Annotated in this window: 14 protein-coding genes; 9 read left to right on the plus strand and 5 right to left on the minus strand. The window is 71.9% G+C overall.

The genetic code is table 11. From position 1 onward, the window contains the following. Positions 1-15: 15 nt before the first annotated feature. Positions 16-954, plus strand: coding sequence for a peptidoglycan DD-metalloendopeptidase family protein (locus tag BJ992_RS21655; RefSeq protein WP_184988663.1), 939 nt, complete (start codon positions 16-18; stop codon positions 952-954). A gap of 315 nt (positions 955-1,269) precedes the next feature. Continuing rightward, the gene (locus BJ992_RS21660; RefSeq protein WP_184983837.1) at positions 1,270-5,841 is read left to right on the plus strand and encodes an nSTAND1 domain-containing NTPase; all 4,572 of its coding nucleotides are present in this window, start codon (positions 1,270-1,272) and stop codon (positions 5,839-5,841) included. A 10-nt stretch (positions 5,842-5,851) separates the two neighbouring features. On the opposite strand, the gene BJ992_RS21665 is transcribed toward BJ992_RS21660, so the two are convergent. The 3 genes from BJ992_RS21665 to BJ992_RS21675 form a co-directional block, all read right to left on the minus strand. Continuing rightward, entirely contained in the window at positions 5,852-7,090 is a 1,239-nt protein-coding gene (locus BJ992_RS21665; RefSeq protein ID WP_184983839.1) for a deoxyguanosinetriphosphate triphosphohydrolase, read from the minus strand. A gap of 183 nt (positions 7,091-7,273) precedes the next feature. Further along, a complete protein-coding gene (gene ppdK, locus BJ992_RS21670) occupies positions 7,274-9,934 on the minus strand; it encodes a pyruvate, phosphate dikinase (protein ID WP_184983841.1) in 2,661 nt (886 codons plus the stop codon). A gap of 305 nt (positions 9,935-10,239) precedes the next feature. Then, on the minus strand, positions 10,240-12,297 hold the full coding sequence (locus BJ992_RS21675; protein WP_184983843.1) for a KedN5 family methylcobalamin-dependent radical SAM C-methyltransferase: 2,058 nt from the start codon (positions 12,295-12,297) through the stop codon (positions 10,240-10,242). Between the two features lie 335 nt (positions 12,298-12,632). Between BJ992_RS21675 and BJ992_RS21680 the strand changes: the two genes are divergently transcribed. The 5 genes from BJ992_RS21680 to BJ992_RS21700 all read left to right on the plus strand — a co-directional run bounded on the left by BJ992_RS21680 (position 12,633) and on the right by BJ992_RS21700 (position 18,644). Further along, complete coding sequence (locus BJ992_RS21680) at positions 12,633-13,646, plus strand: polyprenyl synthetase family protein (RefSeq protein WP_184983844.1); 1,014 nt, start codon at positions 12,633-12,635, stop codon at positions 13,644-13,646. Positions 13,647-13,682: 36 nt separating this feature from the next. Continuing rightward, positions 13,683-15,485, plus strand: coding sequence for a 1-deoxy-D-xylulose-5-phosphate synthase (locus BJ992_RS21685; RefSeq protein WP_184988666.1), 1,803 nt, complete (start codon positions 13,683-13,685; stop codon positions 15,483-15,485). A 103-nt stretch (positions 15,486-15,588) separates the two neighbouring features. Then, a complete protein-coding gene (gene ispG / locus BJ992_RS21690) occupies positions 15,589-16,779 on the plus strand; it encodes a flavodoxin-dependent (E)-4-hydroxy-3-methylbut-2-enyl-diphosphate synthase (RefSeq protein WP_184983846.1) in 1,191 nt (396 codons plus the stop codon). Between the two features lie 87 nt (positions 16,780-16,866). Then, positions 16,867-17,796: a 4-hydroxy-3-methylbut-2-enyl diphosphate reductase gene (locus BJ992_RS21695; RefSeq protein WP_343072987.1), complete on the plus strand. Its 930-nt coding sequence runs from the start codon at positions 16,867-16,869 to the stop codon at positions 17,794-17,796. Then, positions 17,793-18,644: a TylF/MycF/NovP-related O-methyltransferase gene (locus BJ992_RS21700; protein ID WP_184983850.1), complete on the plus strand. Its 852-nt coding sequence runs from the start codon at positions 17,793-17,795 to the stop codon at positions 18,642-18,644. Before BJ992_RS21695 ends, BJ992_RS21700 begins: the two co-directional genes overlap by 4 nt. Here BJ992_RS21700 and BJ992_RS21705 read toward each other — a convergent pair. Both BJ992_RS21705 and BJ992_RS21710 read right to left on the minus strand, forming a co-directional pair. Further along, positions 18,602-19,777, minus strand: a complete 1,176-nt coding sequence (locus tag BJ992_RS21705; RefSeq protein ID WP_184983852.1) for a glycosyltransferase — start codon at positions 19,775-19,777, stop codon at positions 18,602-18,604. The two genes, BJ992_RS21700 and BJ992_RS21705, sit on opposite strands and share 43 nt — an antisense overlap. A gap of 13 nt (positions 19,778-19,790) precedes the next feature. Further along, positions 19,791-20,903 carry a class I SAM-dependent methyltransferase gene (locus BJ992_RS21710; RefSeq protein ID WP_184983854.1) on the minus strand — a complete coding sequence of 371 codons (1,113 nt, stop codon included), beginning with the start codon at positions 20,901-20,903 and terminating at the stop codon, positions 19,791-19,793. 180 nt (positions 20,904-21,083) lie between these two features. Here BJ992_RS21710 and BJ992_RS21715 point away from each other — a divergent pair, with 180 nt between their 5' ends. Then, complete coding sequence (locus tag BJ992_RS21715) at positions 21,084-21,725, plus strand: MarR family winged helix-turn-helix transcriptional regulator (protein WP_184983856.1); 642 nt, start codon at positions 21,084-21,086, stop codon at positions 21,723-21,725. Continuing rightward, the gene (locus tag BJ992_RS21720) at positions 21,667-23,451 is read left to right on the plus strand and encodes a DHA2 family efflux MFS transporter permease subunit (protein ID WP_184983858.1); all 1,785 of its coding nucleotides are present in this window, start codon (positions 21,667-21,669) and stop codon (positions 23,449-23,451) included. Before BJ992_RS21715 ends, BJ992_RS21720 begins: the two co-directional genes overlap by 59 nt. Positions 23,452-23,685: the final 234 nt, after the last annotated feature.

A 23,685-nucleotide genomic window follows, 5' to 3' on the forward strand; every position in this document is an offset into this window, starting at 1 on the left:
TGACGGGTGGGGATCATGCGATCGGGGCGATTGGCGGCCATCGCCGCGGCGGTGCTGGTCACCACCGCGGGTACGGCCTGCGCGGCGCCTGGCGGAGTGGCCGGCATCAGCACGTTGCCACCGGCGCCGTCCGCCTCCGACCCGGCGACGGACCCGGCAGGTGACCCGGCGACCGACCCGGTGACCGCCACGGAGACCGGCCCGGCGGCGTCGGCCGGCCCGAGCGGCGGCCCCGAGGCGAGCCCGGACGCGATCGACCCCGCGTCGCTCGACCCCACCGCGACCCCCGGTGCGGCCGTCCCCAAGGGGGACCCCCCGGTGCGGGTGCCGCCGCCGAAGCTGTCACCGTTCAAGTACGTCTTCCCGGTGCGCGGCTGCCGTGTCACCTACCCGCGCCAGCAGGCCGCCGTACCGAGGACCACCGTGTGGGCCGGCAAGGGCTGCGCGTTCGTGGCACCCGTGGACGGCGTCGTGCACGAGACCAACACGCGCAACCGCTGGACCGCGTCGACCGACCGCGGCGCCGACCGGGTGGGCCGGTTCGTCACCGTCGTCGGCAAGGACGGTGTCCGCTACCTCGGCGGCCACCTCGACTCGGTGGGGAACGGCATCCGTCCCGGTGTCGCCGTGCGCGCCGGCCAGGTCCTCGGCACCGTCGGCGACTCCGGCGACGGCAAAGGCGGGTCGTCGGGCCTGTACTTCGCGATCTCCTGGCAGACCTCCTCGGCGTACTGGTGGGTCCGCCGCGGCATGGTCGACCCGTGGTCCTACCTGGACGCCTGGATGACCGGCAATCCCACCCTCTCCCCCGGCACCGAGGTCGCCTCCATGCGGGCCCGCCTCGGCGCCACCCCCCGCTGCCAGGCCGAGTGCGCCGCCAAATCCACCCCCAGGCCGCGGCCCACGGCCACCCAGCCGAATCACCAGCCGACTCCTCAGGTCACCCGCGGCTGACCCGGCTCGGCCGCCGGAGAGACCGTCACCGACCGGAATACTGCAACTTTCACACGTTTCCCGGTCCATCTTTCCCGACGGCAACGCACGCCATCACACGCTTCATCACCCCCGCACCAGCGGAAAGCTGAACCGGTATAGCCGCACGCGAACCCCCCTGCGGCCGCTCTGACCCTCTCCATGACTCCTGACGCGAGAAAAATTGAAAGTTCACCTTTCCACGAGCGGAGTGTCCACTGATAATTGCGACGACCGTGTAGCGAGTGCCGCTACGGCGCGATATCTCTACGTGACGCGAAGCGCGCGGGGATACGCATGCCGGTAGAGCCCGGGGAATCCGGCGGCGAGCGACCGGCCCGCTCCGGCGGGGACGAGGGCGAGGCCGCCCCCGTCCCGGCCGAGGACGGTGTCTCGCTCGCGAAGACTCACGCGCGGCGTGGCGTCAAGGCATGGGCCGTACGGCTCGGTCGGCGTCCGGGCCAGGCCGTGGCCCGCGCCACGCCGCGCGTGGCCTTCGCCGGTCTGTGCGCCGGAGCCCTGGCGCCGCTGGCGGTGGCCGGGCTGGAACCGGGCCTGCTGGCGGCCGGCGCCGGGGTGGTGGGCTCCGTCGGCGCGAACCTGCTCACCGAGGTGATCGGCCAGTCGCTGAACGCGGCACGGGACAAGGCCGACCGGCCGCCGTCCACCGAGCAGGTGGAGGCCGAGCTGTCGGCCCGGCTGGAGGCGATGCTCCAGGCCGGCGACGCGCACGCCGAGCACCTGGCCGAGATCCTCTCGCGGGTGCTGCGCGAGCTGGACGTCGTCCAGACCGTGGTGATCGACGCGTTCCAGCGAGGTGAGCACCGGCTGCTGGCCCAGCTCGGCGAGGGGTTCGCCGAGCTCGGCGGCCGGGTGTCGGCCGTGGAGCCCCTGCTCGCCGAGCTGATCGAGGCGATGGAACGGCACGAGCGGGACGAGTACCGGAACCGTGCCGAACGCCGTCACGACCGCGACCGCGCCGAGGCGTCGCTGTACGAGCTGAGATCGCTGCGTGACGACCTCACCAAGGTGCTGCGCCAGATCACCGCGCGGCACGTGGCCCTCCCCGGGACCCCGGAGCGGCCGGCGTGGACCGACGGCTGCCCCTACCAGGGCCTCGCGCCGTTCGGCAGGGACAAGGCCGCCGTGTTCTACGGCCGCGGCACGGCCACCGCCAGGCTCGCGGCGCTGATCGCCGCGGGACTGCGCAGCGGACCGGGCCGCGTGCCGGAGGCGCCGGAAGCCGGGAAGCCGTCATCGCCGCGACCGGGCCTGATCCTCATGACGGGGGTGTCCGGCGCCGGGAAGTCGTCGTTGCTGCGCGCCGGCCTGCTCCCCGGCCTCGCCGACGGATCGGTGACCGTGGACCCGGCGGCGCGGCACTGGCCCGACCTGTGGCTCACCCCAGGTGACGAGCCGCTGCGAGCGCTGGCCACGCACCTCGCCATCGCGTGCCGCGCCGACGCCGATCGAGTGCTGGACGATCTGCGGCGCGATCCCGCGCACGCGACGGTCCTCGCGGGCCGGATCCTCGTGGCCGACGCCATGGAACGGGAGACAAGAGGCACACCTCCCCCGGCGGGACCGCGCCGCCTGATCGTGGTGGTCGACCAGCTGGAGGAGATGTTCACCGGGGTCACCGGCCAGGAGTCACGGCGCGCGGAGGACCGCGAGCTGTTCCTGGCGGCGCTGGACGCCGTCGCCACCACCCCGCTGACCCCCGGCGGCGAACCGGCCGGCGTGGTGGTGGCCGCCGTACGCGGCGACTACATCGACCGCTGCGCCGCGCATCCCGTGCTCGCCGAGGCACTGGAACGGCGCGGCTTCGTGCTCGGGCCGATGAGCGACGAGGAACTGATCCGCGCGATCACCGGTCCCGCCGCCGCGGCCGGCGTGCCGGTGGAGGACCACCTGGCCGACATGGTGGTGCGCGACCTCGCCGCCCCGTCCCGTGGCGGACCGCGCACCGGAGCGCTGCCGCTGCTGTCGCTGGCCATGCGGCGCGCCTGGGAGCACCGCGAGAACGGCATGCTCACCCGGCGCTCCTACGACCGCTTCGGCGGTGTGGCCCACGTCGTGCAGAGGACCGCCGAGGAAGCCTACCAGAGCCTCGACGAACCGCACCGGGCCGCGGCGAGACCGGTCCTGCTGCTGCTGACCAGCGTCGCCGACGAGCCGGCGGTACGGCACAGGATGGCGCGCGACGACCTGGTCGAGGCCTGCCGTCCGGTGCCGGCCGATCAGGTGCTGAAGGTGCTGGAGGTCTTCCTCGAAGCACGGCTGATGGTGACGTGGCAGCCGTTCACCGAGGTGAGCGGCGCGGCCCCGGGACCCGTCATGGTCGAGCTGGCCCACGACGTGCTGCTGACCGGCTGGGAGCGGCTCGCCGAATGGCTGGAGGACGAGCGATCGGTACGCAGGGACGTCGACAGGCTGGTGCGTGACGCCGAGCAGTGGCAGGACGCGCACCGTGACCCCGACTTCCTGTACACCGGCACCCGCCTCACCGCCGCGCGCACGACGCGCGGCGCCTGGGAGGCCCGCGACCTGGCCCTGCCGCCTCCCGCGACCGGCTTCCTGGAGGCGGCGGAACAGGCGGAACGGGACCGCGTGCGGGCCGCGCGACGCGACCGGCGGCAACGGCGTCAGATGTCCACCGTCCTCGCCGCCACGCTGGCGTTGGTGTTGGTCGTGACGACCTGGGCCGTCGTGTCCAACCGTGCGGAGACCCTCCGGCACGCGGAGGGTCTGTCGCGTGAGATCGCCGCCGCCGTGGAGCGCACGGACGACCCGATCCTGAGGCGCAGGCTCGCCGTGGCGGCCTGGCGGATCTCCCCCACCGACGAGGCCGCCGCCGCGTTGACGGCGCTCGTCGCCGAGCGCCGCACGGTCCTGGTGGGTCACACCGAGGACGTGTCGGCCATCGCCTACAGCCCCGACGGCCGATGGCTGGCCTCGACGGACTGGGCCGGTGTGGTCCGGCTGTGGGATCCGCGTACCGGCCGCCGCGCCGGCGTCCCCATCCAGGGCCGGCCAGGCGTGAAGGAGTGGATCGCGTTCGGCGCCGGCGGACGGCTGGCGCTGATCGGCCCGGACGGCAGGATCCAGCTGTGGCGGCCCGGCGGCGGCAGGGAGGCCGTCTCCGTGGCGGACGGCAACCTGGTGACCGGCCCCGGCGGCCGGCTGCTGGCCGAGAGCTTCACGCGGGTGACGAGCACCGATCCCCGTCACGGCGACCGGCTCGTGCTGCGGTTGCGTGACGTGCTCACCGGACGGCCGTACGGCCACGCGGTGACCGGCGACCTGTACGAGCACACCTCCACGGTGATCTCGCCGGACGGCCGCCTGCTGGCCACCGGCCACAAGAAAGGCGTCGTCCACCTCTGGGACCTGAGGAACGGCGAGCACGCCGGCACGCTGCGGGCCGGGGACACCGCGGACGACCCGGCGATCGCCTTCAGCCCGGACGGCCGTCTGCTGGCCACCTCCGGCTACAAGAGCACCACGCGGCTGTGGGACCCGCGGACCCGCCGCCTGCTCCGTTCCCTGACGGTGACCCCCGCCACCGATACGTACCGTCTGGCGTTCGGCCCGGACGGCGATGTGCTGGCCACCACGCACAGCGACGGCACCGCACGGTTGTGGGACCCCGCCACGGGACGGCAGAAGGTGGTGCTCACCGGCCACACCGGCATACGGGAGTCCGTCCCCGCGTTCAGCCGGCCCGTGGTGTGGGCCGTCGCGTTCAGCCCCGACGGCCGCCAGGTGGCCACCGGCGGACTGGACCACACCGTACGGTTGTGGGACCCGGGGACCGGCCGGCCCTACGGCACCGCACCGGACGGCGTCGGCCGGGCCTTCTCCCTGGCCTTCAGTCCGGACGGCCGGCTGCTCGCCGCCGGCACCGACGGCCTGGAGTCGAACCTCGTGCTGCTCGACCCCCGGACCGGCCACCGCACCGGCCCGGTGTGGCCGACCGGCGACGGCAAGAACGTGCTGCGGGTGGCGTTCCGCTCGGACGGACGCCTGCTGGCCTCCGGCGAGTACAACGGCAACGTCCGCCTGAGGGACCCGCTGACCGGCGCCGACGTGGGACCCTCCGACGGCCTGCTGCTCCTCGGGGAGAAGGCGCTGGCCTTCGTACCCGGTGGTTCGCTGCTGGCCACCACCGGCTTCCACGGCGACACGGTCGTCCTGGTCGACCCGGCGACGCTGAAGGTGGTCAGGAAACTCCCCGAGGGCCGCACGGTGGAGGCGCTCGCCTTCAGTCCCGACGCGCGGACGCTGGTGACCGTGGACGACCGGGTCCGGCTGTGGGATCCCGGCACCGGCCGCCTGCTCCGCGAACTCCCCACCGGCGAGACCGGACAACCCAAGGCGGTGGCCTTCAGTCCCGACGGTGCTCTGCTGGCCGTGACGGGGAACGTGTACCCGGACGACGTCCCCGCCTCAGGCGGCGTCCTCCTCCCCGCGAGCAGGACGGTGCTGTGGGACCCGGCGACGGGCCGCCGCGCCGGCGCGCTGCGGCACGACGACGGGGCTCATATGACGGCGGGTCCGGTGTTCACCGCCGACGGCACGCTTCTGGTCACCGGTCACCGCGACGGGACCATCCGGCTCTGGGACCCTCGGACCGGCGACCAGGTGGGTGCGCCGATGGCCGGTCACAGCGGACAGGTGCTCGCCGTGGCGCCGAGCCCGGACGGCCGCCTGCTGGTCTCTTCGGGGGACGACGCCGTCCTGCGGTTCTGGGATCCGGCACTCCATCGTGATCCGGTCCGCGCGCTGTGCGCGGACGCCGGCGCGCTCACCGCGAGGGAGTGGGCCAGGTACGCACCCGACGAACCCCTGCCGGCGACCTGCTCCTGACCCGCGCGGGTCAGGGGCCCGCGTACGTCAGCGAGTGGTGCAGGGACGTGGCGGAGGCGTCGGTCAGGGAGGCGAGCTGATCGATGACGACACGCAGGCGCGCGGGGTCGTCGGGGGCCTCGGTGTACAGGGGACGCAGCGCCGGTTCCAGGGTGGCCGGCGCACCCAGGGTGATCATGGCGGCGAGCTCGGCGACGAGGGTGCGCTGACGGGCCAGGTTGGCGTTGTGGTCGGCGCGGGACATGACGTAGTGCGCGGTGACGCCTTTGAGCAGCGCGCATTCCAGGCGGATGCGCCTCGGGACGATCAGGTCGGCGCGGTGGCGGGTGAGCCCCGGGCCGTACGCCTGGAGGGTGGCCTCCTGCGCGCTGTGGCAGAAGCGGCCGATCAGGTCGCTGGTGAACGACTTCAGGACGACCAGGTCGCGCATGGACCCCTCGAAGCGGGTGGGCCACATGGGTTCGGCGACCAGGTCGGCGAGGGTCTCCTCCAGCTCGTTGAGGTCGGCGTCGGAGGCGTACCACTTGAGGGTGCGCTCGCACACGTCGCGGCGCTCCTCGGGGTCGCGGAGCGTGGCGGGGGTGACGTGGCCGGAGTGGAGCGCGTCCTCCAGGTCGTGCACCGAGTAGGCCACGTCGTCGGCCCAGTCCATGACCTGGGCCTCGAAGGCGACCTCACCGGCGGGGACGCCGGCGCGCACCCACTCGAAGACGGGGAGGTCGTCGGCGTACACACCGAACTTGGGGCCGTGCGCGGACGTCCAGGGGTACTTCAGCGCCGAGTCGAGGGTGGCGCGGGTCAGGTTGAGGCCGGCGCTGCGGCCCTCGGAGGTGAGGACCTTGGCCTCAAGGCGGGTGAGCAGCCGCAGGCTCTGCGCGTTCCCCTCGAAGCCGCCGCATCTGGCGGCCAGTTCGTTGAGCACCCGCTCACCGTTGTGGCCGAACGGCGGGTGGCCGAGGTCGTGCGCGAGGCACGCGGTCTCCACCAGGTCGGGGTCGCAGCCGAGGGCCTTGCCCATCTCGCGGCCGATCTGCGCGCACTCCAGGGAGTGGGTCAGCCGGGTGCGCGGCACGTGCCTGCCGTGGTCGCGGACGTCTCCCGGCCCGACCACCTGGGTCTTGGCCGCGAGCCGCCGCAGCGCCGCGCTGTGCAGCACCCGTGCCCTGTCGCGTTCGAACGCGCTGCGCTCGGGGTTGCCGGGAGGTTCCGGTACCCATCTGGCCTGGTCGGATTCGTCATAACCTTCCATCGGTAGCCGGGATGCTACCCCCGGGACGGCACTCCTACGTCGAACACCGCAGAAAGTTCACACAGCGCTCACATGCCGCGCGTCATCCCAGGTCAAACACCCCTTACCACCCCCTTACCGACACGAGCCCGCACCCCTGCGCGCGGTACCCGCCCCGGCCGGCGTGCCGAGGCGGGTCCATCGTCACCGTGTGTCGGAGTCGCCGGCCGTGACGACGGCGCGGCCGGCCTCCAGGCGGGCCACCGGCACGCGGAACGGCGAGCAGGAGACGTAGTCGAGCCCGATCCGGTGGCAGAACCGCACCGACTCGGGGTCGCCGCCGTGCTCGCCGCAGATGCCGAGCTTCAGGTCGCCGCGGGTGGCCCGGCCCTCGTGCACGGCGATGTCCATGAGCCGTCCGACGCCTGCGCGGTCCAGCGTCTCGAACGGCGACACCCCGAAGATGCCGAGGTCGAGGTAGCGCGCGAAGAACGCCGCCTCGACGTCGTCCCTGGAGAACCCCCAGGTCATCTGGGTGAGGTCGTTGGTGCCGAAGGAGAAGAACTCGGCGGCCTCGGCGATCTGGCCGGCGGTGAGCGCGGCGCGCGGCACCTCGATCATCGTGCCGATCATGGCCTCGACGCCGGTCTCCGCGAGGATGCGCCTGGCCTCGTCGCGCACGTGCTCCAGCTCCTGCACGGCCCCCACCAGCGGGATCATGATCTCGGCGCGCGGGTCGCCGCCGGCGGCGCGGCGTTCCACGACGGCCGCCGCGATGGCGCGGACCTGCATGGCGAACAGGCCGGGGACGGCCAGTCCGAGCCGTACGCCGCGCAGCCCCAGCATGGGATTCTGCTCGTGCAGCCGCCGCACCGCCGCGAGCAGCTCGCGGTCGCGCGGCGTGGCGTCGTCGCCGGCGAGCGCGACCTTCACCGACAGGGACGTCAGGTCCGGCAGGAACTCGTGCAGCGGCGGGTCGATCAGCCGGATCGTCACCGGCGTGCCGTCCATCGCCTCGAAGATCCCCGCGAAGTCGGCCTTCTGCAGCGGTTCCAGCGCGTCCAGCGCCTTCTGCCGCGCCGCGCCGGGACCGGCGAGAATCAGGTCCTCCACGAGCTGCCTGCGCTCGCCGAGGAACATGTGCTCGGTACGGCACAGGCCGATGCCCTGCGCGCCGAACCGGCGGGCCCGCGCGGCGTCCTCGGGGGTGTCGGCGTTGGCGCGCACGGCCATGCGGCGGCGGCCGTCGGCGTGGCGCATCAGGCGGTCCACGGCGCGCACCAGCTCGTCGCCGGTGTCGCCTCGTCCGTCGAAGTACTCGACCACGGGGGACGCCACGACCGGCACCTCGCCGAGGAAGACCTCGCCGGTGCCGCCGTCGATGGAGATCACGTCCCCCTCGGCGACCTCGACGCCGCCGGGACCGGTGAAGCGGCGGCCCTCGGCGTCCACGTCGAGCTGTTCCGCGCCGCACACGCAGGTCTTCCCCATGCCGCGCGCCACGACGGCGGCGTGGGACGTCTTGCCGCCTCTGCTGGTCAGCACCCCCCGCGCCGCGATCATGCCGGACAGGTCGTCGGGGGTGGTCTCGCGGCTCACGAGGATCACGTCCTCCCCCCGCGCGGCCAGTTCCTCGGCACGCGCGGAGGAGAACACGGCCTTGCCGACGGCGGCGCCGGGTGAGGCGTTCATGCCTTTGGTGATGAGACGGCGGCCGCCGCTCTCACCGAAACGCGGGAACATGAGCTGCGCGAGCTGTTCGCCGGTGACCCTGGCGAGCGCCTCGTCCATGTCGATGAGGCCCTGGTCGGCGAGCTGGACGGCGATGCGGAACGCCGCGGCGGGGGTGCGTTTGCCGACCCGGGTCTGCAGCATCCAGAGCTTGCCGCGTTCGATGGTGAACTCGATGTCGCACAGGTCGCGGTAGTGGTTCTCCAGCGTGCTCATGATGCCGAGCAGTTCCCGGTACGACTCGGGGTCGATGTCGCGTAGCCGTTCCAGCGGAACGGTGTTGCGGATGCCGGCGACGACGTCCTCGCCTTGCGCGTTCTGCAGGTAGTCGCCGTACACGCCTTGCTGGCCGGTACCGGGGTCGCGGGTGAAGGCGACACCCGTGCCGGACTCCATGCCGAGGTTGCCGAACACCATGGCGACGACGTTGACGGCGGTGCCGAGGTCGGCCGGGATGCGCTCCTGGCGGCGGTACAGCACGGCGCGCTCGGCGTTCCACGAGCCGAACACCGCCTCCACGGCCATGCGGAGCTGGTCGCGCGGGTCGGCGGGGAACGCGGACCCGGTGCGGTCGAGGGTGATCTCCTTGTACGTGTCCACCAGGTGCTGGAAGTCGCCGGCGTCGAGACCGAGGTCGTCGGTGACACCCTTGCCGTGCTTGACGTCCTCGAGCGCGCACTCGAACAGCGCGCCGTCGATGCCGAGCACCGTCCTGCCGAACATCTGGATCAGGCGGCGGTAGGAGTCCCAGGCGTGCCGCTCGTCGCCGGAACGCTTGGCGAGACCGTGCACGGAGTCGTCGTTGAGCCCGACGTTGAGCACCGTCTCCATCATCCCCGGCATGGAGAACTTCGCGCCGGACCGCACGCTCACCAGCAGGGGGTCGTCGGGTGCGCCGAGGCGGCGGCCCATGGTCTTCTCCAGCGACGCCAGATGCGTGTCGATCTCGTCACCGAGCCCCGCCGGCAGGCCGCCCTCACTCAGGTACGACCGGCACGCCTCGGTGGTGATGGTGAACCCCGGAGGCACAGGAAGGCCCAGATTCGTCATCTCGGCGAGATTGGCACCCTTGCCGCCGAGCAGATCTTTCAGGTCTTTGTTTCCCTCGGTGAAGTCGTATACGTACTTCGGCACATCCAGCTCCTCACGACCTCGACGACGAGCCCTCCGTCTTCGTTCACCGGACTCTACCTATGAAGCGGTCGACCATTCGTCACCCGCCTCATCAGAGGACGTTCTCCCAGCTAGATGCTATTACACCGGTCTAATCCATTACGATTCCACCCCATGACGACCGCAAAACCCCCGGCCTCGGACATCGTTTTCCACCGGCTCATTAACGACGAGGCGCCGGTCATTCATGGAGCCCCGGAAATGGTGTAGACCAATAATGGTGTAGACCATTTCCGAGGCTCCGTGAGATCGGCGCAGCCGTCTTTTCACCGGCAGGCGGAGGCCCCTCCGCCACCGATCTCGGCGACCACCCGCGCCGGTTCGGCCGCCATGAGCGGCGCCGGGGACGGCCCGTCATCGAGGTCGTCCTCGATCCCCGCGACACCGTCGAGCACGGTCAGCGGATCCGGCGCGGCGCCGGTGATCTGGTGCCGCTGCACCCCCATGAAGTAGATGATCTCCTCGTGGTTGGTGGTCCCGAGGAAGTTCTCGAACCCGGTGCGGTGGTACAGGTCGAGCGTCACCGGACACGGCGACAGGTCCGGCTCGCGGCCGGTGCGCAGCGCGTCGAGCACGGCAGGCACGTCGTACTCGAACTTCACCCCCGAACGCAGGAAGTAGTCGTCGTCGCCGATCCGCACCATCGGCAGCGGCTCGGTGGTGTCGAGCACGTCCTCGCGCAGCGGGATGGGGTGGGTCAGCAGGTCGTACTGGAAGACCTCGTCGAGCAGCGGCGCGACGGCACGCGGCACCGCCGAGCGCATCGACTCGTGCCACCACCGGCCGAGCAGCCGCTTGGCCTCGGGGTCGGCGAGCAGGTACGCCACAGCCGGGCCGTAGGCGTCCTGGTCGGCCGCCGACTGCGTCAGCCAGTCGCGCAGCGGCTCGGCCGCCGGGTCGTCGGTCTCGTCCATCCAGGCCTGGATGTCGCGCAGCACCTGCGACTGGGTGACGCCGGCGAGCACCCGCAGCGGGGCCCAGGTGTGGCGCAGCACCGTGTACTCCCCCATGACCCTGGCCCAGAACATGAACCTCTGCATGCGGAGGTTCTCCTCGAAGCTGACCGTGTTGTGCGCCAGGGAGTACTCGAAGTCGTCGGTGTCGCCGCGCACCGCGATGATGCCGTACTCATCCCGTTTGTCGTAGTACTCGGTGTTCGGCAGCAGAAGCAGCGGATACACCGCGATGCGGGAGATGCGGGCCGCCAGCCGGTCGTACCCCTCGTAGAACGACTCCACCGTCTCCCCCGGCGCACCCCAGATCAGCTCGGCGTAGCACTCGAGACCCTCGGCGTTCAGCCAGGAGACCAGGTCCTCCCAGGCGTTGACCTTCATGTTGCGCCGGTTCATCAGCGACAGCGCCGTGTCGCTGAGCGTCTGCAGCGACAGGGTGAACGAGCTGCGCATCCCGGCGCGCTTCATCTTGCGGACGATCGAGTAGAACACCTGGGACTTGTTCTTGGCCCAGGAGCTCTCCAGTGCGCGCGGGTAGCCGTACCGGTCGCGGATCTCGATGAGGTCGTCCACGAACTCCTCGTCGATGGGAAGCATGCCGAAGTTGGCGTCGCACAGCGCGATCGTCTCGACCTTCAGCCGGCCGAGCACCTCAAGCTCGGCGCGCAGCCGTTCCCGCGAGAACGCCTTGACGCGCTGGCCGGTCGCGCCACCCCAGAAGCAGAAGGAGCACTTGTAGGGACAGCCCCGGTTGGTCTCCATCAGCGCGACGTCGTACCGGAAGCGTCCGGTGTCGTCCAGCAGGTCGAGCGCGCCGCTCAGGATGGGGGACGGGATGACGTCGAGGTCCTCGATGCGTTCCCGCTGCTCGGTGGTCACGATCGCGCCGGCCGCGTCGCGGAACGACACCCCCTGGATGTGGCCGAGGTCGTCGGGGCTCCGGCCGTCGAGGTAGGCGCCGACCAGGTCACGGAACACCAGCTCGCCCTCGCCGTTGACGATGACGTCGACCGCGGGGAACAGCCGGAACACCCGCTCGGCCTGGTGCGCCACGTGCGTGCCGCCGAACACGACCCAGCCGCGGGGGTTCATCCGCTTGTACGTCTCCGCGAGCGACCCGAAGGCGCGGAAGTTCCAGCCGTACACCGAGCAGGCGAAGATCTCGGGGACGCGCTCGCTGAAGATCTCCGTCGCCATCGCGGAGATCGACACGCCGCCTCTGAAATTGAAAATCCGGATGTCGGCGGCCTCCCTGATCCGCTCGTCCGCGAGCGCCGTGGACTTCAGATAACCGGCGGCGAGCGGCATGGACTCCAGTGCCATGTCCCATACGCCTTGCTGCGTGATGCCTACGAGAATTCTTTTATCCATGGCGGTGGCCTCGCTCGTGCTCGAGAATGACGGCTCCGGGCCGTTGCCTGCGCAGAACTCCGCTGTTTTCCGGCCGTGTGAACTGGGTCAGAAGCTAGCCACGGCGAGAGCCGCCACCGGCGCAGGCTACGGATAAGCGCAGATCAGCCCCTAGGGGGTTCCGTAGTCTGTGCGCCTGCTCCACCGCTCATCCCTTGACCCGGCATCGGCGCCACCGAAACATGGGTGCGGCGTGACCGGCGAAGTAAATGGAAGGTGCCATGGGTAGCGGCGATGTCACCGTATGCAGCGACAGCCCGGTCGGAGTCCTTTCGGGCCCGCAGCACGAAACGGTGGTGGAGGAAATTCCGTCGGCGCACGCGGGGCTGATGGCGAACGAGGTCAAAAGACGCTGGGAATCATTCACACCCGGCGGTGAGAACAACGAGGGAATACCCGATCCGCTCGACGAGATCTGCTCGTACGCGCTGACCGCGCCGGGGAAACTGTTCCGGCCCGTGCTGCTTCTGCTGTCGGCCGAGTCCGTCGGCGGCAGGGTGGCCGACGTGCTGCCGGCGGCGGTCGGCACCGAGTGCGGCCACGTGGCGAGCCTCATCCACGACGACATCATCGACGGCGACGCCATGCGCCGCGGCCGTCCCGCCGTGTACCGCAGGTACGGCATGGACAACGCCATCGTCGCGGGGGACGCGCTGCTGTTCCAGATCTTCCTGTGTCTCGCGGAGTGCCGCGCCGCCGGCGTGCCGGACGGCCGCATCGTGTCCGCGATGGAGATCGTGGCACGCGCCGGGGTGGACCTGTGCCGCGGCCAGGCGCTGGAGGCGGAGATCACCAGCAGGTCGGCGCGCGACGTGCGCGCGTACCTGCGCATGGTGCGGCTGAAGACGGCGGCGCTGTTCAGCGGCGCCTGCCAGGCCGGGGCCGTGCTCGGCGGCGGGCCGCCTGAGTGGGTGCAGGCGCTCGGCGAGTACGGCGACGCGCTCGGGATCGCGTTCCAGATCCAGGACGACCTGCTCGGCTACGTCACCGACGCCGGCACCACCGGCAAGCCGGCGACCAGCGACATCAAGAACCGCAGGCTCACCTTGCCGATCATCCTCGCGTACGAGGCCGGCACGGCGCGCGACCGGGCCGTGCTGGACGCGGCGCTGCTCGGCGAGCTCGCGATCGACGAGGCGCTCGACGCCGTCGGCGGCGTGCTGCGGAGCACCGAGGCCATCGCCAGGTCGACGGCCATGGCCCGCACCTACACCGACCGGGCCGCCGCCGCCTTGGCCCTGCTCCCCGCGAGTCGCGGCAGGGACCACCTCGCGGGGTTCGTCGAACGTACCGTCAGCCGCGTCCGGTGAGGGACCGCGGACATGAGCAGCCACGAGGAGAGCCGCATGGGCCTGCTGGAGGGCATCACCGCACCCGGTGACCTTGACCGTCTCGACGACCGGGACCTCGGCCGCCTCGCCGCCGAGATCCGCGGGTTCCTGGTGTCCGCGGTGTCCCGTTCCGGGGGGCACCTCGGGTCCAACCTCGGCGCGGTGGAGCTCACCATCGCGGTGCACCGGGTGTTCCGGTCGCCGGCCGACCGCATTCTGTTCGACACCGGCCACCAGGCGTACGTGCACAAACTGCTCACCGGCCGCCGCGAGGGATTCGAACGGCTGCGCACCAGGGACGGCCTGTCGGGGTACCCCAACCGCGCCGAGTCGGTGCACGACATCATCGAGAACTCGCACGCCTCCACGGCCCTGTCGTACGCCGACGGCTTCGCCAAGGCGCACACCCTGCGCGGCCAGCACGACCGGAACGTCGTGGCGATCGTCGGCGACGGCGCGCTGACCGGCGGCATGGCGTGGGAGGCGCTGAACAACATCGGCGCGGCGCGGCACCGGCCGGTCGTCATCGTCCTCAACGACAACGGCCGCTCCTACTGCCCCACCGCCGGCGGCCTGGCCCGCCGCCTCGGCGAACTGCGCGGCCGCGGCCCCGGCGAAGGCGGCGAGACCGGGACGTTCTTCGAAGAACTCGGCATCGCCTACCTCGGCCCGGTGGACGGCCACGACGTGCCGGCCGTCGAGGCGGCGCTGCGCCGCGCCAAGGACCTGCGGGTCCCCGTGGTGGTGCACTGCGTCACCGTCAAGGGCCGGGGGTACGCGCCGGCCGAGGAGGACCCGGTGGAGCGGCTGCACTCCCCCGGCCCGTTCGACCCCGGCACCGGGGTGCAGCACCCGAAACCCGCGACCACCTGGACCGGAGTGTTCGGCGGCACGCTGGTGAAGCTGGCCGAGCAGCGGCCGGACATCGTGGCCGTCACCGCCGCGATGCTGCACCCGGCGGGGCTCGGCGGGTTCGCCGAGCGGTTCCCCGACCGGCTGTACGACGTCGGGATCGCCGAGCAGCACGCCGTCACCTCGGCGGCGGGCCTCGCGTACGCCGGGTTCCATCCCGTCGTGGCGATCTACGCGACGTTCCTCAACCGGGCCTTCGACCAGGTGCTGATGGACGTGGCGCTGCACGGCCTGCCGGTGACGTTCGTGCTGGACCGGGCCGGGGTCACCGGCGACGACGGGCCGAGCCACAACGGCATGTGGGACCTGTCGCTGCTGCAGGTCGTGCCGGGGCTGCGCATCGCGGCGCCGCGCGACGGCACGCGGCTCGCCGAGCTGCTGGACCAGGCGGTGTCGCTCACCGGGCCCTCCGTGGTGCGGTTCCCCAAGGGGCCGCTCGGCCCCGACCTGCCGGCGGTCGCCACGGCGGGGCCGCTGGACGTGCTGGCGCGCGCCGAGGGTGAGGACGTGCTGCTGGTGGCGTTCGGGCCGATGACCGCCGTGTGCGTGGCGGCGGCGCGGACCCTGCGGGACGCCGGGATCGCGGCGACCGTGGTGGACCCGCGCTGGGTCGCGCCGCTGCCGGAGGAACTGGCGGAGCTGGCGTCCCGGCACCGGCTCGTCGCCGTGGTCGAGGACAACTGCCGGGTCGGCGGCGCCGGCGACGGCGTGGCGCGGCTGCTGCGCGACCACGGCGTGGACCTGCCGGTGCGGACGTACGGCATCCCGCGCCGGTTCGCCGGCCACGCCAAACGGGCCCAACTCCTGGAGGAGTTCGGTCTCACCGGCGAGGCGGTGGCCGCCGAGGTCGCCGCCACGCTGGAGTCCAGGGACCGTCACCTGGTACGCCACGCCGAGCCGGTCTGAGCGGCATGGCCGCACCGGACCACACGCGGCCACATGCCATGCCGGAGCACCGACCGACGACCGGACCACACCGGACCACTACGCACTCGTGAAGGAGACCCCGATGACGAGCACCACGTCCCCACGCGGCGGCGCCCTGGACCTCGGGTTCCCCGCGCCGCCGTCGCGGCCACCGCGGCGGCGCCGGGTCTCCCGGCAGATCATGGTGGGTTCCGTGCCGGTCGGCGGTGACGCGCCGGTCAGCGTGCAGTCGATGACGACGACCGTGACCGCGGACATCGACGCGACGCTCCAGCAGATCGCCGAGCTCACCGCGAGCGGCTGCCAGATCGTGCGGGTCGCGGTGCCGTCGCAGGACGACGCCGACGCGCTGCCGGTCATCGTGCGCAAGTCGCGCATCCCGGTGATCGCCGACATCCACTTCCAGCCCCGGTACGTCTTCGCGGCCATCGAGGCGGGCTGCGCGGCCGTGCGGGTCAACCCCGGCAACATCAAACGTTTCGACGACAAGGTCGCCGAGATCGCCAAGGCGGCGTCCGAGCACGGCGTGCCGATCAGGATCGGCGTCAACGCCGGCTCGCTCGACCCCCGGCTGCTCGAACGGCACGGCAAGGCGACGGCCGAGGCGCTGGTGGAGTCGGCGTTGTGGGAGTGCTCGTTGTTCGAGGAGCACGGCTTCCGCGACCTGAAGATCTCGGTGAAGCACCACGACCCGATCGTGATGATCGAGGCGTACCGCAGGCTCGCCGCGCGCTGCGACTACCCGCTGCATCTCGGGGTGACCGAGGCGGGTCCGCTGATGCAGGGGACCGTGAAGTCGGCGGTGGCGTTCGGCGTGCTGCTGGCCGAGGGGATCGGCGACACCATCAGGGTGTCGCTGTCGGCGCCGCCGGCCGAGGAGGTCAAGGTCGGCATCGGCATCCTCGAATCCCTCGGCCTGCGCGAACGCGGCCTGGAGATCGTGTCGTGTCCTTCGTGCGGCCGGGCCCAGGTGGACGTGTACACCCTCGCCGAGCAGGCGCAGGCGGCGCTCGCCGGCCTGGACCTGCCGCTGCGCGTCGCCGTCATGGGGTGCGTGGTGAACGGTCCCGGCGAGGCGCGCGAGGCCGACCTCGGCGTGGCGTCCGGCAACGGCAAGGGTCAGATCTTCGTGAAAGGCGAGATCGTCGCCACGGTGCCGGAGTCACGGATCGTGGAGACCCTGGTGGAGGAGGCCCTGCGCATCGCGGCCGAGCGCGGCCTGACCGTCCCCGGCCTCGACGACGAGGAACCCGAGCCGGCCGCGACCCGGTGAGACGCGCTCACCGGCTCATGAGGAACCACCAGGCAGGAGGCCCGTCCCCCCATGGACAACGACATCGGCCCCGAAGGTCCGCGCCGTGTGCTGCTGGCCCGTCCGCGCGGCTACTGCGCGGGGGTGGACCGCGCGGTGCAGACCGTGGAACGCGCACTGGAGCGGTACGGCGCACCGGTGTACGTGCGCAAGCAGATCGTGCACAACGTCCACGTCGTGCGGAACCTGGAGGAACGCGGCGCCGTCTTCGTGGAGGACGCCGACGAGGTGCCGGAAGGCGCGGTGGTGGTGTTCTCCGCGCACGGCGTCGCGCCGTCGGTGCACGAGCAGGCCGCGCGGCGGGGTCTGCGCACCATCGACGCGACCTGTCCCCTGGTCACCAAGGTGCACAAGGAGGCCAGGCGGTTCGCCGAGGAGGGCTACGACATCCTGCTCATCGGCCACGAGGGCCACGAGGAGGTCGAGGGGACCGCCGGTGAGGCGCCGGAGCGCATCCACCTGGTGGACGGCCCCGGCGGCGTCGCCGGGGTGACCGTGCGGGACCCGGCACACGTGGCGTGGCTGTCGCAGACCACGCTCTCGGTCGACGAGACCGAGGCGACCGTCGCGCTGCTGCGCGAACGGTTCCCCGATCTGGCGGGGCCGCCGTCCGACGACATCTGTTACGCCACGCAGAACCGCCAGACCGCGGTGAAGGCCATCGCGGCCCGCTCGGACCTCGTCATCGTGGTCGGGTCCACCAACTCCTCCAACTCGGTGCGCCTGGTGGAGGTGGCGCTGCACGCCGGCGCCGGTGCGGCGTACCTGGTGGACGACGCCGGCGGCATCGATCCGGCGTGGCTCGCCGGGGTGCGGGTGGCCGGCGTCACCAGCGGCGCCTCGGTGCCTGAGGAACTGGTGGCCGGTGTGCTCAACCGGCTCGCCGAGGCCGGGTTCGCAGAGGTGGAAGAGGTCACTTCGGCACGCGAGAGCCTGGTCTTCTCGCTGCCGCTCGAACTGCGGGGGGAGCACGCGTGACCCGGTACGACGACGACGGCCCCGGCGTGCCGGGACCCGCACCCGACGGTGGCGTGGCGCTCTACCTGGACCTGCTGAAGCGGTGCCTGCTGAACCTCATCTACACCGACCCGCCGATCGCCACACCGTGGCAGGCACGCGGCGAGTTCGACCTCGCGGCGCGGCTGGAAGGCAAGGACTGGCCGAGCCTGGCCCACACCATGATCGGCATGTCGCGGCTGGACAACCTGCAGATGCTGGTCGAGGACCTGCTGGCGGAGGAGGTCCCCGGCGACCTGATGGAGGCCGGCATCGCGCGCGGCGGCGCCGCCGTCTTCATGCGGGCCGTGCTGAAGGCCCACGACGTGCGCGACCGGCTGGTGTGGGCCGCCGACTCCTTCGAGGGGTTCCCCCGCACGCTCGACGAGGCCGGCCACGAGTCGCCGCTGCTCGGCGTCATGAGCCAGCTCAGCGGACACGTGAACGACCCGGCCGGCACGGCGTACGCGCGGTTCCTGCGCGGCACCACCCTCGCCGAGGTGCAGCGGACGTTCGCCGCGTACGGCCTGCTGGACGAGCAGGTGCGGTTCCTCGCCGGGTGGTTCTCGCACACGCTGCCGATGGCGCCGATCGACCGGCTGGCGCTGCTGCGGCTCGACGCCGACCTGTACGGCTCGACGTACGAGGCGCTGCGTGTGCTGTACCCCAAGGTGTCGCTCGGCGGGTACGTCATCGTGGACGACTACCACGCCATCGAGGAGTGCCGCGCGGCCGTGCGGGACTACCTGCTGAGCGTGCACCAGAAGGTCACCCCCGAGCGGGTGGACTACTCGGCGGCGTTCTGGCGCAAGACCGAGGAACCGGGCTGAGCCAGCAGGTCGTCGATCAGCGCGGCGGCGTGGCCGGGGCCGGGGAGCGCGGCCGTCTCCTCGGCGACCCTGGCCGCCGCCGCGCGGTAACGGCCGTCGGACAGCAGGGACGCCGTCATCTCGCGCACCACATCGGGGTCCACGTCCTGCGGCGCGACGTGCAGGTACGGCTCCTCGACGCAGCCGGGGTACACCACGGCGGCGCCGAGCGCGGCGCAGCGCCTGGCGTTGGTGCCGTGGTCGGAGCCGAGCGGGATCAGGCCGAGCGGCAGCCGCTCGGCGAGCGCGCACATGACGGTGTTGAACCCGCCGTGCGAGATCACCGCGGCGCACCGCTCGAAGATCAGCGAATGCGGCACGTACCGCGCCAGGCGGACGTTCGGCGGCGGCGACGGCAGCACCGACGCCGGGTCGCAGTCGGGACCCGTGGTGATCACCGCGTGGTAGGGCTGGCCGGCGAACGCCTCGGCGAGCCGTGCGAACACCGTGGTCGCCATGTTGTACATCGTGCCGAGCGTCGCGTACACCACCGGCCCGTCCGGCAGCGTGCCGAGCAGCCCGCCGGATCCGCCGGCCGCCACGAGGTCGTACAGCAGCGGCTTGACGTGGTGCTCGTGCGGGAGGCGCGGCGTGCCGGGACGCGCGAACGACGGCGGGTAGCACGACAGCCACAGGTCGCCGTCCAGCGCCGCCGGGTCCACGCCGTACGCGCGTGCGATCTCCAGCGCCGGGTGGTAGACGGCGTACTCCGGCGGCAGCCGCAGGCACACCTCGACGACCACCTGCGGGATGCCCTCACGGGCCGCGACCACCATGCTGGCGCCTTCGAGCCACTGCCGCACCACCACGTCGGGCCGCCAGCGCGCCACGTGCCGCGACAGGTCGCCGATCCACCTCGGGGTCAGCTCGGCGATGAGGCGGCGGCCACGCTCCTCGGTGAACTCCTCCGGCCGCAGTTCCCCCGGCGCGCCGATCGGCAGGTGCGGGAAACCGGCGTGCGCGACGTGGCCCGCCATGTCGGGCCCGGTGGCGACGCGCACGTCGTGACCGGCCGCCGCGACGTGACGCGCCAGCGTGATCATGGGGTTGAGGTGGCCGAGCTGGCCGATGGCGCAGAAGAGAACACGTGACATTCATGCTCCGTAATCAGCCGCCGCGGGGAATCCACGACGGAGCGCCTTGCTCGTCGTTGTCGCCTTTCTCCACGACCATCAGATTGTGGTGGAAATGCACCGCAACGACGTGCCGGTCGAAAAGGGAAGGCGAGTGGCCGGGACCGGTGAATTCACGGTGCTGGAGGCCGTCGATCAGCGTCTTGGCGAATTCCATGGTCGTCGTGGGGCCGCCGCCGCCGAACGCCGGCCAGTAGGACGTCTGCGTGTCCTCCACGACGTACAGGCCGCCGGGCCGCACGTGCGGGAACAGTTCGCGCAGGGACAGCAGCACGTGCTCGTTGAGGTGGCTGCCGTCGTCGATCACGATGTCGAAGGGGCCGTGCTCGGCGGCGAGCGCGCGCAGTGCCGCCGGGTCCCCCTGGTCGCCTTGGAGGGTGCGGATCCTCGGGCCGCGCACGCCGGTCTTGCCGAACAGGTCGAGTCCGTAGATCAGTCCGCGTGGGAAGTAGCGCTGCCACATGCGCAGCGAGGCGCCGCCTGCGGCGGGGTCCTGGTAGCCGCCGACGCCGATCTCCAGCAGGCGCACCGGACGGTCGCGCAGCGGCGCGAGGTAGCGCGCGTAGTGCGGGGTGTACCAGTGCAGGGTGCCGTACTTGTCGGTGCCGTAGCGGGTGGCGAGGCGGTCGAGGTTCTCCGGCTGCGGCGGGTGGCAGGCGGTGACGACGGCCTCCACGGCGCGGCCGAGCGAGTGGACCGACGCCAGGGCCGCGCCGAGCCGTTCGCCGTCCGGCCAGAGCACCTCGGCGCGTGCCGCTCTGCGTCCGCCGCCGTACACGGCGCGGGTCAGCGCGGCCAGGTCGCAGGCCACCAGCGCGTCAGGCGGCCGGCCGTCCGCGGGTACGGCGGTGAGGCCGGCGGAGGAGACGGTGAAGGTGTAGGCGTGGACCTGGCGCGCGCCGGGGAACTCGGCGCGCAGGGTGTACTCGCGGTCCAGGGCCGGCGGGTCGAAGCGGGCCGCGATCTCGTCCACGAGAATCGCGGCGGCGCATTCTTCGCCGATTTCGTCGATGACGGCACGAATTTCGTCTTCCGTGCCTCCTGCCGAGCTGAGAAGACGCCGGATCGGCGTTTCTGTCCCGATCACGCGCACACGGTAACAGCCTTTTCCCCGGCGGCTCACCGGGCCGGTGGCGGGTCGTCCGCATCCGGCCCATCAACTGGGGAAGTCCCTAGCCGGTGACGGCGGAAATCACCAGAGTCCGAACCTGCTTGCGCGCGGAAAATTAGGAGCCTTATAGTTAGACTCCTAACGAGATGGAGAGCCATGCCTGACGAGTCACCGTTCGCCTTCGACGCGACAGGTTTCCTGTACAACCCGCAGCTGCGCGGCCTGGTCGGCCACGACCTGGCCCCCGACGTCCTCGCCGTCGTCGAGGCGTTCGCCGCCATCAACCAGGCCGCCAAGCTCAACCGCTGGGCCCTGGAGCGCTGGGCCGTGCGTCACGGGCTCAGCGAGGCCCGCCTCCAGGTGCTCCTGGTCCTGCGCCGCCAGCCGAACGGCATGCGCCTGGTCAACCTGGCCGCCACGCTGGAGGTCGCTCCCCCGTCGCTCACCGGCCTCATCGACTCGCTGGAGAAGGACGGCCTGGTGCGGCGCGTCCCCGACCCCGGCGACCGCCGTTCGATGCTCGCCACGCTGACCGCGACCGGCCGCGAGCGGGTCGACGAGATCTGGTCCACCCAGGTCGAGCACCAGGTCGGCATCACCGACGGCATCACCACCGAGGAGCTCGTGCAGCTCCGGCACCTGTGCCTCCGTCTCGTCGAGAACGTCAAGAGGGCGACGACCAGGAACGGCCCCGGCGCCGCCGCACAGAACCGGCCGAAGGCCGACCGTGGAGACCACAGTGACCAAGAACGACAAGACCGTCCGGGACGGCGAGCCGTCCCGTCCCGCGACCGCTGACGACGACGCGCCGTTACCCCGGCCGCAGAACGCCGGCGAGCCCCGCACCCGCGCGTCCGGACCCACCGATCCGGCGCACACCGCCGGCTCCACCACTCGTACCGGCACCGACGGGCCCCCTGCCGTCTCCCCTGAGGACGACGGCCCCGTGCTCACCGCCTCGCGCAAGGCGGCGGCGACCGTCGGCGTCGGCATCGCGCTGCTGGTGGTGTCGCTCGACGGCACCATCGTCGGCACCGCGATGCCGCGCATCCTCGCCGACCTGCACGGGCTCAGCTACTACGCCTGGGTGGTCACCGCGTACCTCGTGACCTCCACCATCCTCATGCCGATCGCCGGCAAGCTCGGCGACCTGTTCGGCCGCAAGCCGCTCGTGCTCATCGGCCTGTTCGGCTTCCTCGGCACCTCCTGGCTGGTCGGCGCGTCCACCAGCACCGTGCAGCTCATCCTGCTGCGCGGCGTGCAAGGCCTGTTCGGCGGCATCCTCACCGCCGTCACGTTCGCCGTGGTCGCCGACATCCACCCGGTACGCCAGCGCGTCAAGATCCACGGCATCTTCAGCGCCATCATCGGGCTGTCGGTCGTGGCCGCGCCGCCGCTCGGCGGGTACATCACCGACAACTGGGGCTGGCGCTGGATCTTCTACGTCAACGTCCCCATCGGCGCGCTCGCCGTCGCGCTCACTTTGATGTTCCTGCCGTACGTCGCGACCAGGCGCGGCTGGCGCGACATCGACTTCGCCGGCTGCGTCGCGCTGACCGTCGCGCTCGTCCCCATCCTCGTCGCGCTGTCCATCAGCAACGACCACGCCTGGACGTCCCCGCTGATGCTGGGCCTGGTCGCGGTGTCCGCCGTCGGCCTGCCGGTGTTCCTGTTCGTGGAGCGTTCCGTCGCCAACCCCATCGTGCCGCTGCGCCTGTTCCTCGACCCGGTGTTCAGCATCGCGATGGTCATCGCCGGCCTGTCCGCCGTCGGCCTGTACGGCCTCGCGGTGTTCATCCCCCTGCTGTACCAAGGGGTGCTCGGCGAGACCGCCACCGGCTCAGGCACGCTGCTCACGCCGCTGCTGCTCGGCATGCTGGTCTCGGCGCCCCTGTCCGGCCAGCTCATCGCCAGGGTGCGTCACTACCGGTACGTCGGCACGGTCGGCCTCGCCGCCATGATCGCCGGCCTGCTCATGCTGACCACGGTCACCGTCACCAGCCCCGACTGGCACGTCGCGCTGGACCTCGTGATCCTCGGCATCGGCATGGGCCTGGTGTGGCCGCTGTCCACGGCCGTCGTGCAGGCGTCCATGACCAAGGACGTCGTCGGGGTCGCCACCGCGCAGGTCAACTTCTGGCGCAACCTCGGCGGCACCGTCGCCGTCGTGGTCCTCGGCAGCATCATGGCCAACCGCCTCACCGCCGAGATCGCGTCCCGGATGACCGCGCTGCGCGCACCTGCCGACCTGGTCGGCCGGATCACCGGTGGCGCGCAGCAGGACCTGTCCACGCTGTTCGACCCGGCCGCGGTGGCGCGGCTGCGGGAAAGCCTCCCCGAGGCGGAACGCGCCATGTTCGACATGGTCGAGCACTCCATGCGCGCGGGGCTGGCCGACGTCCTGCACCAGGTGTTCCTGGTGGCCGCCGTCATCCTCGCGATCCCCCTGGTCGCGAGCCTGTTCCTCAAGGAGACCCCGATCCCGCCGGCGTCCGGGCGCCGGGCCTCCGCCGGCGGGTCCTGACCGCGGCCCCCTCCGGTCCGCCGCCACGTCCCGCGAGGTCTCACGGCCGGAAAAGCTGGGGTTTTCCGGGGGCCGCCGGGCCGAGCCCGCGTGCGATCGTGGGTGAGGCCGGCGGCCCGGCCACGTGCCGGTCCTCCGCGAGCGGACGCACCCAACGGCATCCGGCCGCACGGGGACGGGCCCTGCGGCGGGGCCGGGGACGCCGGCCACCGGCACGACGACGACAGGGGGTGA

The sequence above is a fragment of the Sphaerisporangium rubeum genome (assembly GCF_014207705.1).
In the GTDB taxonomy this organism is placed as follows: Bacteria; Actinomycetota; Actinomycetes; order Streptosporangiales; family Streptosporangiaceae; genus Sphaerisporangium; species Sphaerisporangium rubeum.

What these genes read in the sequence shown, in the direction of transcription:
- BJ992_RS21655 (WP_184988663.1), top strand. Translation starts at nt 16, where the DNA reads ATGCGATCGGGGCGATTGGCGGCCATCGCCGCGGCGGTGCTGGTCACC.
- BJ992_RS21660 (WP_184983837.1), top strand. Translation starts at nt 1,270, where the DNA reads ATGCCGGTAGAGCCCGGGGAATCCGGCGGCGAGCGACCGGCCCGCTCC.
- BJ992_RS21665 (WP_184983839.1), bottom strand. Translation starts at nt 7,090, where the DNA reads ATGGAAGGTTATGACGAATCCGACCAGGCCAGATGGGTACCGGAACCT.
- BJ992_RS21675 (WP_184983843.1), bottom strand. Translation starts at nt 12,297, where the DNA reads ATGGATAAAAGAATTCTCGTAGGCATCACGCAGCAAGGCGTATGGGAC.
- BJ992_RS21685 (WP_184988666.1), top strand. Translation starts at nt 13,683, where the DNA reads ATGGGCCTGCTGGAGGGCATCACCGCACCCGGTGACCTTGACCGTCTC.
- ispG (WP_184983846.1), top strand. Translation starts at nt 15,589, where the DNA reads ATGACGAGCACCACGTCCCCACGCGGCGGCGCCCTGGACCTCGGGTTC.
- BJ992_RS21705 (WP_184983852.1), bottom strand. Translation starts at nt 19,777, where the DNA reads ATGTCACGTGTTCTCTTCTGCGCCATCGGCCAGCTCGGCCACCTCAAC.
- BJ992_RS21715 (WP_184983856.1), top strand. Translation starts at nt 21,084, where the DNA reads ATGCCTGACGAGTCACCGTTCGCCTTCGACGCGACAGGTTTCCTGTAC.